At 39.4% G+C, this 17418-nt stretch carries 13 protein-coding genes; 11 read left to right on the top strand and 2 right to left on the bottom strand.

From position 1 onward, the window contains the following. Positions 1-114: 114 nt before the first annotated feature. The 4 genes from H6G74_RS12885 (at position 115) to H6G74_RS12870 (ending at position 4987) form a co-directional block, all read left to right on the top strand. Complete coding sequence (locus H6G74_RS12885) at positions 115-921, top strand: GNAT family N-acetyltransferase (RefSeq protein ID WP_190968045.1); 807 nt, start codon at positions 115-117, stop codon at positions 919-921. Positions 922-968: 47 nt separating this feature from the next. Next, positions 969-2603: a glycosyltransferase family 39 protein gene (locus tag H6G74_RS12880; RefSeq protein ID WP_190968044.1), complete on the top strand. Its 1635-nt coding sequence runs from the start codon at positions 969-971 to the stop codon at positions 2601-2603. Between the two features lie 414 nt (positions 2604-3017). Beyond that, entirely contained in the window at positions 3018-3587 is a 570-nt protein-coding gene (locus tag H6G74_RS12875; RefSeq protein WP_190968043.1) for a hypothetical protein, read from the top strand. A gap of 257 nt (positions 3588-3844) precedes the next feature. After that, positions 3845-4987: a hypothetical protein gene (locus H6G74_RS12870; protein ID WP_190968042.1), complete on the top strand. Its 1143-nt coding sequence runs from the start codon at positions 3845-3847 to the stop codon at positions 4985-4987. A gap of 19 nt (positions 4988-5006) precedes the next feature. Here the strand turns inward: H6G74_RS12870 and H6G74_RS12865 are convergent, their stop codons facing one another. After that, the gene (locus tag H6G74_RS12865; RefSeq protein WP_190968041.1) at positions 5007-7301 is read right to left on the bottom strand and encodes a glycosyltransferase; all 2295 of its coding nucleotides are present in this window, start codon (positions 7299-7301) and stop codon (positions 5007-5009) included. 668 nt (positions 7302-7969) lie between these two features. Between H6G74_RS12865 and H6G74_RS12860 the strand changes: the two genes are divergently transcribed. After that, entirely contained in the window at positions 7970-9076 is a 1107-nt protein-coding gene (locus H6G74_RS12860) for a metallophosphoesterase family protein (protein WP_190968040.1), read from the top strand. A gap of 115 nt (positions 9077-9191) precedes the next feature. Here H6G74_RS12860 and H6G74_RS12855 read toward each other — a convergent pair whose 3' ends face one another. Further along, positions 9192-10406: an FIST signal transduction protein gene (locus H6G74_RS12855; RefSeq protein ID WP_190968039.1), complete on the bottom strand. Its 1215-nt coding sequence runs from the start codon at positions 10404-10406 to the stop codon at positions 9192-9194. A gap of 385 nt (positions 10407-10791) precedes the next feature. Between H6G74_RS12855 and H6G74_RS12850 the strand changes: the two genes are divergently transcribed. The 6 genes from H6G74_RS12850 (at position 10792) to H6G74_RS12825 (ending at position 17405) form a co-directional block, all read left to right on the top strand. Next, entirely contained in the window at positions 10792-11031 is a 240-nt protein-coding gene (locus tag H6G74_RS12850) for a Calvin cycle protein CP12 (protein ID WP_190968038.1), read from the top strand. A gap of 492 nt (positions 11032-11523) precedes the next feature. Further along, positions 11524-12117 carry a DUF3177 family protein gene (locus H6G74_RS12845; protein ID WP_190968037.1) on the top strand — a complete coding sequence of 198 codons (594 nt, stop codon included), beginning with the start codon at positions 11524-11526 and terminating at the stop codon, positions 12115-12117. A gap of 29 nt (positions 12118-12146) precedes the next feature. Beyond that, complete coding sequence (locus H6G74_RS12840; protein ID WP_190968036.1) at positions 12147-12446, top strand: DUF7734 family protein; 300 nt, start codon at positions 12147-12149, stop codon at positions 12444-12446. Positions 12447-12649: 203 nt separating this feature from the next. Continuing rightward, the gene (gene cbiD, locus H6G74_RS12835) at positions 12650-13765 is read left to right on the top strand and encodes a cobalt-precorrin-5B (C(1))-methyltransferase CbiD (RefSeq protein ID WP_190968035.1); all 1116 of its coding nucleotides are present in this window, start codon (positions 12650-12652) and stop codon (positions 13763-13765) included. A 364-nt stretch (positions 13766-14129) separates the two neighbouring features. Beyond that, a complete protein-coding gene (guaA, locus tag H6G74_RS12830; protein ID WP_190968034.1) occupies positions 14130-15752 on the top strand; it encodes a glutamine-hydrolyzing GMP synthase in 1623 nt (540 codons plus the stop codon). A gap of 162 nt (positions 15753-15914) precedes the next feature. After that, a complete protein-coding gene (locus tag H6G74_RS12825; RefSeq protein ID WP_190968033.1) occupies positions 15915-17405 on the top strand; it encodes a caspase, EACC1-associated type in 1491 nt (496 codons plus the stop codon). Positions 17406-17418: the final 13 nt, after the last annotated feature.

The following is a 17418-nucleotide window of genomic DNA, read 5'->3' as shown; positions in this document are numbered from 1 at the left end:
AAATGTATCCTAGAAAATTACGCCTGTAACGCTTTGGTATGATGGTGCATCGAATGTTTGAGTAAAGCGTGTGAATTGACTAGGATATCTCCGCACATCTCAGTTGGAAGACAGATGGAAATTTCTTACCGCAACATTCATTATTCACGCAATCTTTCTTCTTCTTGGACAGATTTTCCAGTCCTTCAAACCGACAAGTATATTTTGCGACTGGCTGCAACTGAAGAAGAATTAGAATCTATCTTCCGCTTGCGGTTTGAAGTCTTTAATCTGGAATTAGGCTTGGGATTTTCTGGTTCTAGCCTCACCCAGATGGATAGAGATAAATTTGATGAAGTTTGTCATCATTTAATGTTGATTTCCAAACAAACTGGTCAAACAATTGGCACTTATCGGATGCAAACTTATCAAATGGCATCTCAAGGTTTAGGTTTTGATGCGGCTGATGTGTTTAATCTCAGCACAATGCCTGAACATATACTGCAAGCATCGGTAGAAGTTGGACGTGCGTGTATTGCTAAAGAATTTCGTCACAGTCAAGCCTTGTTATTACTGTGGGAAGGACTAGCAAATTATCTTATATGGAGTAAGAATAAATACTTTTTTGGTTGTGCTTCATTACTAACGCAATCTGCGAGACAAGCTGCTTGTGCATATCATTTTTTTCAAAAAAACAATTTCACACATTCAAGTATTTTAGTATCTCCCAATTCGCCCTACAGTTTAGAAATTACGCCACCTTCTTTAGATAAATGTCAAGTGGAAATTCCCAAAATTTTACAAGCTTATTTAAGTATCGGGGCTAAAATATGTAGTTTGCCAGCGATTGATAGACAGTTTAAAACTATTGATTTTTTGACTATTTCTAACCTGGAAAATTTTACAAAATGGCATTTACCCAAGTGTTTGAATAATAAATAATTTGACTAGCGATCGCCATCTTTCATCTCCCTATAATTTATGTAACTATGCAGCAGAACACAATCATGCCAAGTTGGTTGCGGTTTTTAATTATTGTTTTGCTGGTGATGGCTGTATTGTTCCGCTTTTTTAACCTAGATAGCAAAGTTTATTCCCATGATGAAACATATACATCATTGCGAATTTCTGGTTATACAGTCGCGGAAGTCAAGCAGCAATTATTTAATAACCGTGTTGTTTCGCCAGAGAGTTTCACTCAGTTTCAAGGTGTGAATGCACAAAAAGGACTGAGTGATACAATTATGTCTTTAGCTAAAGAAAATCCCCAGCGTACACCACTTTATTTTGCGATCGCACGATTTTGGCTAGAGATTTTTGGTAATTCAATTACAGCAATTCGCAGTTTATCAGCTTGTATTAGCTTGTTAGTATTTCCGGCTATTTATTGGTTATGTCGGGAATTATTTCCTTTATCGTTATCAGTATCTGGGATTGCGATCGCACTTACCGCAGTTTCTCCAGTTTACCTGATATATGGCACAGAAGCCCAAGAATATATTCTGTGGTTTGTCATTATTATCATTAACAGTGCAGCACTCATTCGCGCTTTACGGCTAGAGTCAAAATCTGGTAATAAATCAGCACCAGATCAGTTTACGAATTGGAGTCTTTATACAGTCACTTTAATATTAAGTTTTTATACCTGTATATGGAGTATATTGGTTGCGATCGCACATGGAATTTATGTGATCACAATTGCCGGATTTCGTTTTAATAAAGCTTTTCTTGCTTACCTCTCAGCCTCAGTTGTCGCCTTTTTTGCATTTATTCCTTGGCTCATCATTGGGTTAGCCAAATTTTTTCAATTCTTAATCTCAAATAATAAAGTAAATAGCCAATTACCATCACAGCCTGTCTTCTCATTTCTATTAACACAGTTCAGAAGAATATTTTTTGATTTGGATATGATGTTAGATGACAATTACAGTTATCTAATTTTAGGATTTTTGGTAATTTTGGTAGGATGTGCAATTGCCTTTCTCTGTATGACTGCTAACTATCAAGTTTGGCTATTTATTGTGATTTTGATTTTAGTGCCGTCCTTACCATTAATTTTATCAGCCTTAAGCTCTGGCAGCATCGAAATAGGTTCTGAACCATATTTTTTCCCAGCCTATTTAGGTATTCAAATTGCTGTCGCTTACTTGTTAGCTACACAACTTAATAACGGTGGTTTAGCAAGACGCAGAATTTGGCAAATTATTCTATCACTGCTGATTATTAGTGGACTAGTTTCGGCGCGGGTATATTATCAAGCAGAAATTTGGTGGAATAAAGGCGTGAGTTATGATAACTTCCAAGTTAGCCAAATTATTCATCGTTCTCCCCGTCCATTATTAATTAGTGACGCGGAAGGAGTTAATTATGGTAATATCTTTTCTTTGAGTTATCTTTTAGAGCCAACTGTCCGTTTAAAATTGGTGAAAAATCAAATTATTCCCAAAATACCAGAAGGCTATACCCAAATTTTCTTCTTCAACATTACTGATACTTGGCGACAAAAATTAGCGACTCAATACCAAGCCAAAATAAATCTTGTTTATCGAGATGAGTATTACTCACTCTGGGAATTACGTAAACCAATTAATCCACGCCCAATCATTATTCTACCACGTAATTAGTTGTCTAAAAGTTGATAGTGTAATATTTTGTGTGACAAAATATTAAGCTAGCTTATTTCTATTTTATTAATTCAATAGAGAATAATCTAAAATAAACCTTGATAAAGCTGAAATTCGATGCGATCGCACAATTATTATCTATTGTTCAGATATGATTAGGATAATTTTTTCCTCTCTTTGTAGGAATAAAAAATAGTTATTCTTCATCCGAGATTTGAGAAATTTGCAAAACCTAATTCATAAGATTACACAGGGTTTCGATTGATTTATTTCAACATTAAGACTGCGGTAAATTATTTTTTAAATCTATCATCTGAAAAAAGTAAATATATAGTATATTATTTCTATCGACTAATAGAAAATAATGTTCTTGCTTTAAAAAATCAAAACTAAATTAAAATTATTTAATATTCTATGACAGAAAATAAAGAGACAGGAAATTTCTGGACTACAGTTCCTGGTATACTCACAGCGATCGCAGGTTTAGTCACAGCCGTAGCTGGATTATTTGCATCCTACAATGCCATTTTAGAAACAACCAATAAAAACCCTTCACCTACTCCTTCGATGACTTCGGGTGCGGCGATTGCAACAGGGGTAGGAGTAAATTCACAACAAAGTGGAACTCTAAATATTTCTGCCAAAAATAAAGAAGGTGTTAAATTTACCAATCCTACTGGTAAAGTAGTTAACGTGTATTTTCGTCCTAATGGTGAATCTTTATGGAGTGTAGGAAGTGATTGGGGTTCTGTGTCATCAAGAGGCTATGAAACGCAACAATATCAATATCAAAATCGTCTACGTTGTCCAAAGCATAACATTGGAGCTTTAGTAGTTGAACACAATGGACAATGCGAATCTGTTGGGTCAGGCATAACTTTAAAGTTATTAGCCAATGACGAAATTTCCTTTTTCATCAATGAACTTCCTGATTATTATGAAGATAATCAAGGTTTTGTTCCAGTGACTTGGAACATTGAATGAGACTCAGCCATCTTTGAAAAATTTGAATTAACACATATCTTGCACCTAACCCTGACGAATGGAATTCGCGGCTATAAAAACAAAGTCCGCCTATCGCGCTTGCGCTGCGCTTGGCGCACCACGCGGACTAATGTCAAATCAAGGGTTTTGTTCTTGTAGCCACCCACGACTTCATTGGCTTGGTGCAAGATATCAATTAATTCCTTGTGTTATAAACATTTAAAGTAGCTATTTTGATAAAGCTGCTCAATTTCAGCATGAAAATCACGCTAGAAACACAACCTAAAGATAATAATTCTAAAATCAATGGCTATCTTTTTGTAATTTTAATGTGGTTGGTGAGCAGACTTGTAATTATCTTTGCCATGCAAGTTGTTGCTCCTTTCATGCACACATCACCTGTGCATCCATACTGGCAACCTCCATATCCACTAGACTATACTCGTGGTTTCTTTCCGCAACCAGGTTGGGAATTATTTTCTCATTGGGATGGTAAATGGTATCGCAGAATTGCTGTTGAAGGTTATAGCTATGCTAACGATGGCAACCAGCATTCTATTGCTTTTTATCCTCTATTCCCCTTAATTAGTCGTGGGTTAATGATGTTTGGCTTACCCTTTGAAGTGGCGGGAACAATATTGAACAACCTCACTTTCCTTGGGGCGCTACTTCTTTTGTACTACTGGGTAAAAGAACGTCATGGAACTAATGTGGCCAGATGGGCAACTGCTGTAATGGCTTGGTGTCCGTTTTCTTTATACGGCACAGTTATTTATACTGAAGGTTTGTTTCTATTGTTGACTACGGCAGCTTTGCGAGCATTTGATAATCGTCAATATGTTTGGGCTGCTGTTTGTGGGGCGTTGGCTAGTGCAACTCGCGCCACAGGAATTACATTATTACCTACGTTTATTTTGGTTGCTTGGCAAGAAAAGAAACCATTAAGTGCTTATATTGCGGGGCTTTGTGTCCCATTAGGATTAATTTCATTTAGTATATATTGCGCCATTGCTTTCAAAGATCCTTTAGCATTTGTGCATATCCAAAAAACATGGGCGCAACCAAGTTGGTGGTACATTTTAACGGATGCTATTGCTGTGGGCAGAGATAGTTTAATTAAAGTTGTGATGGTATTTGGTGGCGGTTATATGTTGTGGTATTTTCGCCACCAGTTGAGTAAAACGGCTGTAACCTACGGTTTTTTTTATTTGTTACTCATCATATTTTCTGGAGCTTTGATGTCTATTAATCGTTATGCTTATGGCATTGTGTCACTTTCATGGGCATTAGGCTTAGTGTTTTCTCGCAACAATCGTTGGGGATATGCAATTTTAACTTGGTTTGCTATATCACTTTATGCTTATGCTTTTAATTTTTCTATTTGGAATTGGGTGGCTTAATCTAGCCAAAATCTGTTAATTACACCTTAGTTACAACCACTGGATTAACATCAATTTTGCGATTAAAAATAAAGCGGGGTTTTAGCAAGATTCTTAATATTAACCATAGAGAAATTAACTCTCCCGGCGCATTTTGACGCTTCCATTGTCCGGGACGACAAAATAATATTTCTACTAAATGACGATGTTGACTAATAGTGAGTGATTCAAACTGGAGGCGAATAATAGGAAACTCATTAGCAAATCCTTGATGCACAACTTCTGCTTTTAGCTGTAAATTTTCTTCAGCAATTTTGATTTCGACTGTTTGACCAACTAATAAATCGATGGGTGGTTGCTGAGTTAGTGCTATCTCTGCACCAATTTCTGACATCATTGTGGTGACACCCCAAAAGCTTTCACTGCCAATTTGTAACTCTACAACTCGCCGTAAATCAAACCATTCAAATTTATCCGTCTTGGGTGCATCTAAAAAAACTAAAATAGCTGAACCAATCATGATTAAGTTATAAACACTCCATAGCCAACCCACACCTATGCCGACAGTTTTTTCAGCCATTGCAGGTGCTTGTGTGGCTATCATTTGTTTAAGTACACTCATGCAGAGATTTTGCCACAAACTAATAGCTGTACCAATAAATAGTATGATTAAAGGTAAGGCTAATTTCCAGTTAAAAGTATAGCGATCGCTACTCAGTCCTTTAGGTGTAACTTTAAATCCTTTGCCAAAGGGACGCAATAAAGATTGAATAACAGTCCAAGCCACAGGAAAACATAACACTAGAAAATAAATATCAGATAAAAACGCCGAACGCGAATATTTATTCAACCAAGCAAATACTGAAAGATTGACTACATAAAGAGGTAACCAAAAATAAATTAATTCTGGTAAGTTTGCCCGAATGGGAATTACACCCAAAAATGAATAAGCCAAAGGCATTAACAAAAAAGAAATTCGTGCGACATTGGCAAACCAACTCAAAAAACCTCCTAAATGAGCTAATCTTTGAGTTAAAGTCAATCCGGGCAGAATCAACGGATTAGTTTGAATAAACAGCCCTTGGAGTGTACCTTGCGCCCAACGCAAACGTTGAGTTGCATAAGCAGCTATGTTTTCTGCGGCTAAACCTGCACTGAGTAATTCATTTAAATAAATAATGCGATAGCCATAAGCCGCTAAATTAACTCCTGTAAAATAATCTTCTGATAAAGATTCGGTAACAAATCCTCCCGTTTTTTCTAATGCAGCGCGACGCATCACAAAAGAAGTACCAGCGCAAATTGCACTTTCAACGTTATCTCGGACTGATTGAACATGGCGATGAAAAACTTCTTCATCAGGGGTAAGAATATTTTCTAAACCAAGATTTCTAGCGACGGGATCAGCATTATAAAAGCTTTGTGGTGTTTGCACTATGGCTATAGTTTCATCTTGAAAAAAGCCCACAGTCCGCAAGAGAAAGTTAGTGGTAGGCACAAAATCTGCATCAAAAACAGCAATTAATTCACCACTAGTTTGAGTCAGGGCATTATTTAGATTTCCGGCTTTGGCATGTTGATTATTGGGGCGGCTAATGTAGTTACACCCCAGTTCGACTGCTAGTTTTCCCATTTCTGTGCGCCGATTATCATCCAAAAGATAGATGTTTTTTTGAGGATAATCTAGGGCTTGACAACCCATAATCGTACGCCGCACGATATACTCTGGTTCATTGTATGTAGGAATATAAATATCTACTGATGGTGTAAACTCACCATTGATAACCGCTAGAGATTTTTCATCGGCTTCCCGGTGACGCTCTTTAATATTTAACATTAACAATAATTCGATTAAGCTGCTAGAAATGATCACAATTTCTAGAGCAAATAAGCTTAAACTAATTGTGCCATTTAAGGGGTCAGCTAAGTTAAAGGTAGAGAGCGATCGCCATAACAAATAACGCACCGTCAAAATAATTAATATGCCAACGACTAACCTTTGTGACCAAACACGCGGTTGGGGTGAAAGTTTCATCACGGCAAACATTGTAACTAGCAATGCTAAAGTCAGAGAAAGTAAATATTTATTATGTATCATTGGCGCTTCTAACCACATTGGTGGGTTCATTTGCCAAGTGTAAATTTGAGCAAAAAACTGATTAATTGTCATTTCACCGGCAAACCAACCTGCTACCAACAAGCCAGATAAAATCACAATGCTCAAAAGTATGAACGCTACTAAGCGAAAGAGGAAAACTCTTTGTGTAATTAAATCATCATTATTTTTCTCTCCCCGATTCAAAAGATTAACTCTGGCAAGTTCATGTTTCTGCACTTGATCAATCTCCTAAATAACTAAAAAATATGACTGACTTTAATGCAAACATTATTATATAGTCTATTCCTGAAGGTAAGGTTAAATAAGTAACAATATAACCTCGATCAGCTCCATATCTCTGAAACCTTGTTGATAATACTTCCATTTGTTGCGATTATTTTCACTAATTGTGCCACTAATTCCACACAAATATATTTGAAATTCACCCAAATTTGTCCCTTATGGGTTTACCAAACCTTACACAAAAAGCGTTTGAACCTATTTCGTCTCCCCTTCAGTATTTTTACATATACACATCATTGATCTTCCAATTTAAAGTTCAACTTTTCGGAAGCTAAAAAGTAAGAATTCAGCATACAGAAGTCAGAATTCAGAATTTAAGAGTAATTCAGTATGATTAATTAATCGTGATTAAGAAGAATGTGATTAAGTTTTCTAACATTCTGGCTCCTGGATTCTGACTCCTGAATTCTTACGCTAAAAAATATATTCCTGCTCAATAATAGGTGAATAAATAAATCCCTGGCTTCTTTAAGAAGTCGGGGATCTGAATTTTACTCTATTTACAAATGTTAAGTATTTTCCAGCCGAGTAGACAAGGCAAAGGTTATACTTTGTGGAAAAGGCTTTTTTTAACCTGTATTTTTAAATTTGTCTGCAAATCAATGGCTCTCAATTTTCGCTTTGCTGTAGTCAGCGACTTACACATTGCACTTCCCCATACAATCTGGGATCATCCCAGTCGTTTTCATTTGGTGGAAGTTAGCATTCCAGCTTTTGAAAGTGTCATCGAACATTTAACACAACTTGATTTAGATTTTCTGTTGCTTCCAGGCGATTTAACCCAGCATGGTGAACCAGAAAATCATCTTTGGTTACAACAACGCTTATCTAAGTTGCCCTTTCCGGTTTATGTTGTTCCGGGTAACCATGATGTACCTGTAATTATGGCAGATCATCAATCCATTGGTTTTGCTGATTTTCCCCATTATTACCGCAAGTTTGGCTATGACAATCCTGAGCAAATTTACTACACACATCAAGTGTTACCGGGAGTGCGGGTAATTGGTTTAAATTCCAATTTTTTTGATGCAGAAGGTAAGCAGTTAGGACGTTTAGATCAGCAACAGCTAACTTGGTTGGAAAATGTTTTAGCCACAGCCACTGAAGAGTTAGTGTTAGTGATGATACATCACAATGTAGTTGAGCATATACCCCAACAGTCGCGCCATCCGATGGGGAACCGCTATATGTTGCAAAATGCGCCGAAACTGTTGAAATTGCTGCGTCAATATCACGTCAAGTTAGTATTTACAGGACATCTGCATGTCCAGGATATTGCCTGCTCAGATGGAGTTTATGATATTACTACTGGCTCTTTAGTGAGTTATCCTCATCCTTATCGGGTGTTTGAGTTTCGCCAAGATAACTACGGCAGAGAATGGTTGCAAGTATTATCGCATCGAGTGGAATCTGTACCGGATTTTCCCAATTTGCAATATTTATCAAAACAATGGATGGGCGATCGCTCTTTACCTTTTTTGATGAAGTTTCTCACTCATCCACCGTTAAATTTACCATCAGAGCAGGCACAAGCCCTAGCCCCCAGTTTACGTGACTTTTGGTCAAAAATTGCCGATGGCGATGCTTTATTTGACTACCCCCAATTTCCGCAAAATGTCCGTCACTATATTCAAACTTACAGTGCGATCGCTCGCTGTGGTACTCCGCATTTTATTGATAACAACAGTACTTTGTTGTTGGAGAAATAGAAGAGGCAGGGTGCAGGGGGCAGGGAGACAAGGGAGCAATTTTTCTACCTTGTCTACTCCTACTCAGTACTCACACTTCAACTGCGCTCAGTGTAAAACACTCAGCACTCAGCACTTAAAACTCCGACTGACGACAAATGCCGAATACAGAAGTGTAACCATGTAGGAAAGTATTACCAGCTACAGGGCCAATTTCGCCAGCGCAGAAAAAGCCCCCGATGGGGATATTTTGGAAGTAGCGCCTAAATAATGAGGAATCAAAATTAGGTTTACCATAAAGTCCTTCGCCTCGACCGACGCAAGCAAACATTAACGCGGCAATTGCTGAGGATGAGGAAGTTTCTTGGTTTTGATATCTTTCCAAGAGAAATTCCAAGTCTTCTGCGGAAGCTTCGGCATCACGTAAATGAAATTGTAAACGTTGACCAGGCCGGACGCGATCGCCAATTGCGATCGCGCCTCCCGTGGGATCTACCCCTAAAATACTGCGAATTAAAAAGTCTCCTTGCTGCAAAGCCAGTTTAAATTCATCCATCGCCACCCCAACAAATAAAGAATGTTGGGCTAAAGTGCGTTCTTGATCGCTCAGACTATTAATTAAATCACGCAACACCACCAAAGGCACTTGCTCATCTAGTTCTAAAATAATGTTGCGTTCGGCTTTGGTAACTTGCATTGGTTTACCAATGGGGCGACAGCCTTGAGCCACAATGGTTTCTAACACAATATTACCAGTTAAAGCCAAGCCGACAGTGCCTTCGCGGTAGAGGCGATCGTTACAAAATAGCGCCTGTCTTCCACCCATACCGCCACCACTAGCTTGTCCGCCCACAATCACCGAACCAGGATAAGCAAAGTCTAATCCTTGCAAAAGTTCATTAATACCGGAAGAAAAAGAACTAGACAGTAAAATAAACTGTGGTTTAGCGGATGGTTCCACACCAATCAAATTCACCCAAGCATCTGGCGAACTGTCCAAATCGGGTAATTCATCCGCCAAAACATGAAAAACTTGGATATTAACCCCTGGTAAATGTGCCAATGTCAAACTTAAAGCTGCTTCTGCTTCGATCTCTTGAGTTTGCCCATCTGATGTAGTTCCAATTACTCCACCACCGCTACAACCAATCATGACGGGTACAGACAATTTTTCTGCCAACAAAGGTAAAAGCCGAGAATATTCGCTAGCAAAAGCAGATGAAATAAATACCAGCCCTAAATCCGCCGGTGCTGTTAACGAAGACGTAGTTTTCTGCACCGCATCTGTAATGGCGGCTTCTAGAGAAGGACGGGTTGATAGGGCATTAGCCCACTGCATTTGATCTGCCATGAAATTTCATCTCTTCCTTTTTCATCGTGCTTTTAGCCCAAGGTTTTGACAAGGTAAAGCGTCTCACAGACTGCCTCACCGCCTTGCTTTACCTCCTGTTAGCAGTCTTTAAAGACAGATATTCATCAATAACCATTACATGCAATAAATCATGCAATAAATATAGTTTATAGATGCACTTTCGCAGTACTGACTCTACAAAATCTTAAAAGATAGATAAAAATACAGCCTGGATATCCCAATATACCGTGGTTATCTATCATCAGGCGGCCATAGATACTAAGTGGCTCAACTAATTAGGTAGAATGATAAGTGATAGTACAGAAAATAGAAATTTTTGAATTTTTCTATACTAGTATTAACAACACACAGCAAAACGAAAGCTATGAGCGAAACCAAAGCAAAAGTTGATATCGAAGAACAAATTCAAGCAGAAGTAGAACAAGCTCGTGCTGTCTGCGACATCTCAGGTAGCAATTCTGCTGAGTGTGCAGCCGCTTGGGATGCAGTTGAAGAACTGCAAGCTGAAGCCTCTCACCAGCGCCAAAATAAGCCCAAAAATTCTCTAGAACAGTACTGTGACGACAACCCAGAAGCAGTTGAGTGTCGAGTTTACGATGAATAGACATTGAGTGGGTAAATTTCTATTCATCCAATCAAGCAAGCAACCAAAATCTGTTTACTGTGACCTTGTGCTTGATCATTTTTAGGGTATGTTTTTTAACTCATCCTAAATCGCAAGTTATCAGTTAGTACAGGTTACAAAAGTAAAGGATACACAAGTTGCTTGTTTTTTTACTCTACACAAGCACATTTCACCCCGATGAAGGATGAAGTGAGTAACCATACATCAATGAGCTATAGGAATACGGTTTGATTCCTGAATTTAGTTGTGTAAGCAGGGAGTAGGGAATGGGGAGTAGGGAGTAGGAAAGAAGCCTGCTCTGGGTGTGCTGATTTTTTTCCCAAATCAAATATGAATCCTATATTTAAATATTTTTCCGTAACTACTGCCTGATGAGAGTCTTATAGTCATTTCTAATATTTCCAGAAGTATCCGTTATTATTAAATATCTGTTCTTCATGCAAACTTTTTATTGAGCGTCTGGCAAAGATAATGGAAGATGTATGGTTTCGCCCTTATGTCTGGGCGGATTATCGACTGGCAGTATTATTTACACTGATTATTCCCTTAATTCTGCTGATTTGGGCATTTGTCCAGAGGGCAGAAGGAATACAACGCCTGTTAATGATTTACTGGCGAGTGGCAAGTCTGTTGGCAATTACGATTTATTTAATGATTGCTGAGTATCCAGTCAGCTTTGTTTCTGGGTTGATAGCGCGTATCCTGATTCCGATTTCTCTGTGGTTTTGGGTGGATCTCAATGATGAAATTGAGTATCAACAAACTGGCCTGTTAAAGTTGATTTTTACTTCTTGGCGCTGGGCTGTAACAGTTTATAGTTTACTTGGTGCGATCGCCTTTGTTCCTTTTATCGGTTGTGCCTTTTCCGAAACAGCCATTAAAAGTCCCTATTGTCGAGTCTGGTTTGAAGCCCCTTTAATCTTTAAAGACTACTTCCATCACAACAGCAAGCCTGCATTTCTCGGTTTTCTGGGCATTACCTTTTTAGTGATTTATGTACTTTACTTAAGCTACTTTGTTCTGATTAAGCTGGGCAAACAAGGACGTTCAGCAACACCTCATTAAATTAACTCCAAGACAAATTTTCAATTTTGATGAATAATTCCATTGGCAAGCGCCTAGAACAGTACACCAGCAAACGCCCCCAAGAAGTTTTATTGATTACGGTGGAAATAGGCGATGAACAAGACAAAATTGCCGTCTTCAAAGGTTTTTCTAGTTCTTTGATGCGTCCCACAGCTTTTGATCCCGATGTCCCAATCCTATTAGATGAGGCCACAATTCTCAGTATTGATCGCATCGCCAGCCCCTATAATCCTGAAGCACCCCGTTACATCGAAAAAGGCATCTCTTGGGAAGCAATGCAAGCTTTGTTGGCAGAAGTGGGAGTGTGAAAGAGTTGTGGGAGTAGAAAGTAGCACCTCGACTTCTCCTGACGGAGACGCTGCGCGAACGTTCGGCGACCGGGGGCAGAAGAATTTTAGATTTTGGATTGCCGATTTTAGATTGAAAGATTTTCCTAATCTAAAATCCAAAATTTAAAATCCAAAATTGATGCACTCAGCACTCAGCACTAATGACAAATGACCATTAACCAATGACTAAAGCAGGATACACTTTACCTGTGTTTGCTTGTGCGGCGGCGATGGCGGCGTTACATTGGTTACGCCAAAATCAGCCTGTGCAAACTGTGGCGGTTGACTTAATTACACCAGCACAAATCGCGGAAATCCCGATAGAACAAGTGGCGGGACTATCGGAAAATCTCGCCTTGGGAATTACTCGCAGTGATCCTGGTGATAATCTTGACCTGACAAAAGATACACCAATTTGGGCAATGGTGGCTTGGGGTGGTGAAACAGCACAAGCAGTCACAATTAAAGGTGGCGAGGGAATTGGCAAAATTCTGGATGCAGATGATCAACCTGCGATTTATCGTTATGCCCAAAACTTATTGCAAGAAAACTTGCAACGGATGTTAGCACCAGGGGAGAAAATCACAGTCACGATTATTTTACCCGAAGGGCGATCGCTGGCTGTCCGCACTTCTAATGCTGCCTTTGGTGTAGTGGAAGGACTGTCGCTTTTAGGAACAACCGGCATTTCCCAACCTTTAAGTTCACCAGACCAGTTAACTGCGTTTCGGGCAGAATTACAACAAAAAGCCAGTCGCTTTGAGAGTTTGGTATTTTGCATTGGCGAGAATGGTTTAGATTTGGCGCAGAAAATCGGTATTAATCCCGAACAATTGGTAAAAACGGCTAACTGGTTGGGGCCGATGTTAGTTGAGGCGGATGCTTTAGGTGTTAAAGAAATCTTATTGTTTGGTTATCATGGCAAGTTGTTGAAATTGGCGGGAGGCATTTTCCACACCCATCATCATTTGGCAGATGGACGGCGGGAAATTTTAGCAGCCCACTGTGCTTTGGCGGGAATGCAGTCATCAGATATACAAGTAGTATTTCATAGTCCGACGGCGGAAGCAGCCCTGAAATATCTCCGAGAATTGGATACTGACAGTGCTAGTGATTGGGTAAATCAAGTTTATGGTGCGATCGCTCAAACCATAGATACTCGTTCTCAAGAATACATGCAAGCCCATAATAACCGAGGTACGACAGTACCAAAATGTGGCTCAACTCTCTTTGATCGCGATCGCAAAATTATCGTAAAGAGTAAAACTGCTTGTTTCTTAATCGCAAAATTATGTTAACTTAATATGAATAATCATTAATAATCTAAATAAATAGCTTTTTCAGTAACCACTCTAGGGTAATTTATTCCTTCTAATACCATGTCAGACTGAATGGCCGAGCAAACGCTTTATAACCCGCGTTTGTAGGGGACTCCTTTACCATTTACCAGCCCATAGTAGAGTGCTGAGTTACCGAAGTTTGCTCAACGGGGGGAACCCCCGCACGCAACTTCTCGCTGAGTGCTGAGTGCTGAGTATAGACCCAGTTACTTCCAAGCTTTGAGCAATCAACACCGCTCTAATCTATTTGACTAAGGCTATAAATGGTATTTTTGTCAAACCACAGTGCAACCATCTACTACTTCATTCACACTTCCCCATCATGAATACAGCGGTGACTCTACTAACCGAACAAGCACCTCAACCAGTAGAAGAATTGAGGCAGCTTGAGCGTCAAATGATTATTATTTTAGACTTTGGCTCTCAGTATTCCGAACTGATAGCCCGACGCATTCGTGAAACTCAGGTATATTCTGAAGTTCTGTCTTATCGCACCACAGCCGAACAATTGCGGCAACTTAACCCCAAAGGCATTATTCTTTCTGGCGGGCCGAGTTCAGTTTACAGCGAAAAAGCTCCCCACTGTGACCCAGAAATTTGGCATTTAGGTATTCCCATTCTGGGTGTATGTTATGGGATGCAGTTGATGGTAAACCAACTCGGCGGAGAAGTGGCGAAAGCCGATCGCGGTGAGTATGGCAAAGCCTCATTATATATAGATGATCCCACAGACTTATTAACCAATGTCGAAGATGGTACAACCATGTGGATGAGTCACGGCGACTCCGTGGTGAAAATGCCAAGCGGTTTTGAAATTTTAGCCCATACAGAAAATACTCCCTGTGCGGCTGTTGCTGACCACGAAAAGAAACTTTATGGTGTGCAGTTCCACCCCGAAGTTGTACATTCTATTGGTGGTTTAGCCTTAATTCGCAACTTTGTTTATCATATCTGCGAATGCGAACCCACCTGGACAACTGCCGCTTTTGTGGAAGAAGCAATCAGAGAAATTCGGGGTAAAGTCGGCGATAAACGGGTACTTTTAGCATTATCTGGCGGTGTTGATTCTTCTACCCTAGCCTTTTTACTGCATAAAGCGATCGGCGATCAACTGACTTGTGTATTTATCGACCAAGGCTTTATGCGGAAATATGAGCCAGAAAGGTTAGTGAAATTGTTCCAAGAGCAGTTTCATATCCCTGTAGAATATGTCAATGCCCGCGATCGCTTCTTAGATACCATTGCAGGTGTGACAGATCCCGAAGAAAAACGCCGTCGCATTGGTCACGAATTTATTAGCACCTTTGAAGAAGCATCAAAGCGCCTCGGCCCCTTTGATTATTTAGCTCAGGGTACACTGTATCCAGATGTCATCGAATCTGCTGATACCAACGTTGACCCCCAAACAGGTGAACGGGTAGCAGTCAAAATTAAAAGCCATCACAACGTTGGCGGTTTACCCAAAGATTTGCGATTTAAACTAGTCGAACCTCTGCGGAAACTATTTAAAGATGAAGTCCGCAAAGTTGGTCGTTCTATTGGTTTACCAGAAGAAATCGTTCAGCGCCAACCCTTCCCCGGCCCTGGTCTAGCAATTCGCATCATCGGTGAAGTCACCGCCGAAAGGTTGAATATTCTCCGCGATGCTGATTTAATTGTGCGGCAAGAAATCAATCAACGTGGATTATACAACGAAGTTTGGCAAGCCTTTGCTGTCTTGTTACCCATTCGCAGCGTTGGTGTGATGGGAGATCAAAGAACTTACGCCTTTCCTATAGTTTTGCGAATCGTCACCAGTGAAGATGGTATGACCGCAGATTGGGCGCGTCTCCCCTATGATGTGTTGGAAGTAATTTCTAACCGGATTGTGAACGAAGTCAAAGGTGTGAATCGTGTAGTTTACGATATTACTTCCAAGCCACCTGGAACCATCGAATGGGAGTAATTAAGTGAATGTTTAAGTGAAAGATTGAGGTGGGAAATACCCACCTTTTTTTTCAGAAGTAGAAATAAATGGAGGAAACCTAGGGTTGAAGCTGATAGTCGTCAAAAATTAGTAGTAAAAATTGAGCCATCTCAAAAATTTGTAACAGGGTAACTAGCTAAAATGTCAAAGTTAGCTTTACTAATTGGTGTAAGTGAATACACACAAGGGTTAACTCCCTTACCTGCTGCGACAAAAGATGTGGAAGCTATACAGAGGGTTCTACTGCATCCTGAAATGGGGAATTTTGATAGTGTGCAACCACTGATTAACCCTGAACCATTAGCAATGCAGGAAGCAATTGAGAACCTTTTTGCTAACCGTCAACGAGATGATTTAGTATTACTCTTTTTTTCCGGTCATGGGATTAAAGACTCTAGTGGAAAACTTTACTTTGCTACTCGTCTCACCCGCAAAACATCTCAAGGAGAATTAGTTAAAGCTACGGCTGTTCCTGCAACTTTTGTGCATGACATCATGAGCAACAGTCGCTCACGACATCAAGTTATTATTCTTGACTGCTGCTTTAGCGGAGCCTTTGCAGAAAACTTGTTAGCTAAAGATGATGGTTCAATCAATGTGAACAATCAGTTAGGAGGTGAAGGGCGAGTTGTACTGACTTCCTCAACTTCTACTCAATACTCTTTTGAGCAAAAAGGCACAGAACTGTCAATTTATACCCAGTATTTAGTAGAAGGAATTGAAACCGGGGCTGCGGATTCCAACAGCGATGGAGCGATCGCAGTAGATGAATTACACAACTATGCTAAACAAAGAGTACAAGCAACTGTTCCGGCAATGAAGCCAGAAATTTATGCAGTCAAAGAGGGCTTCAAAATTTTACTTGTTAAAGCTGGGATTCGTGATCCACAACGAAGATATCAAAAAGAAGTTGAAAGAGTTTTGACTGATGGCAATATCTTTCCACCAGATCGCCGCTATCTTGATGAATTATCGAGTCAGCTAGGAATCTCTCAAGTTGAAGCTAATTATATTGAAATTGCAGTATTAGAAGCCTATAAAAACTATCAAAACAATTTAGAACAATATAAGCAGATTTTCTTACATAATATCCAACGTGAATCTACTTTAAGTGAAATAACTCGTCACAAGCTCAATCAATTTATAGAACGTTGGGAGCTTAAATACGAGGATATCTTACTAATAGAAAATCAAATTACGCAACAATTAAAAGTTGCACCAATAGCTGAAAAATCTTCTAATCCTGTTTCTAGATTTGCAAAATCATCAAATATAAAGTCACAATCCAGAAGCTCTAATTCCTGGGTTGGTGTAGTCATAGTTTTCATCGCTCTCAGCTTTCCTTTAACAGTTGGTTGGGTAATATTTCGTTTTGTTACATCAATTTTTCCAGAAATTTCTATCCAACAAGAGCCTGAAATTACACAAGCTGAGTATGAAGCAGTAAAATATGGAATGACCTACGAAGAAGTTGTGAAAATCATTGGTTCACCGGGAACAGAAGATGGTGGAAGTCAATTGAGTTCTGACACAACAATCACCTATTATAAATGGAAAAAAGGCTTTTCAGAACCCAACGTGACTATGACATTTAAGAATAACAGATTAATTCACAAAGGAACTTGGTGGTAAAGTTAACGTTAAG

The organism is Nostoc spongiaeforme FACHB-130 (assembly GCF_014698475.1).
GTDB classification, from domain to species: Bacteria; Cyanobacteriota; Cyanobacteriia; order Cyanobacteriales; family Nostocaceae; genus Nostoc_B; species Nostoc_B spongiaeforme.
Note: the sequence above shows the minus strand (reverse complement) of the source record. Positions and strands in the feature narration are given on the sequence as shown.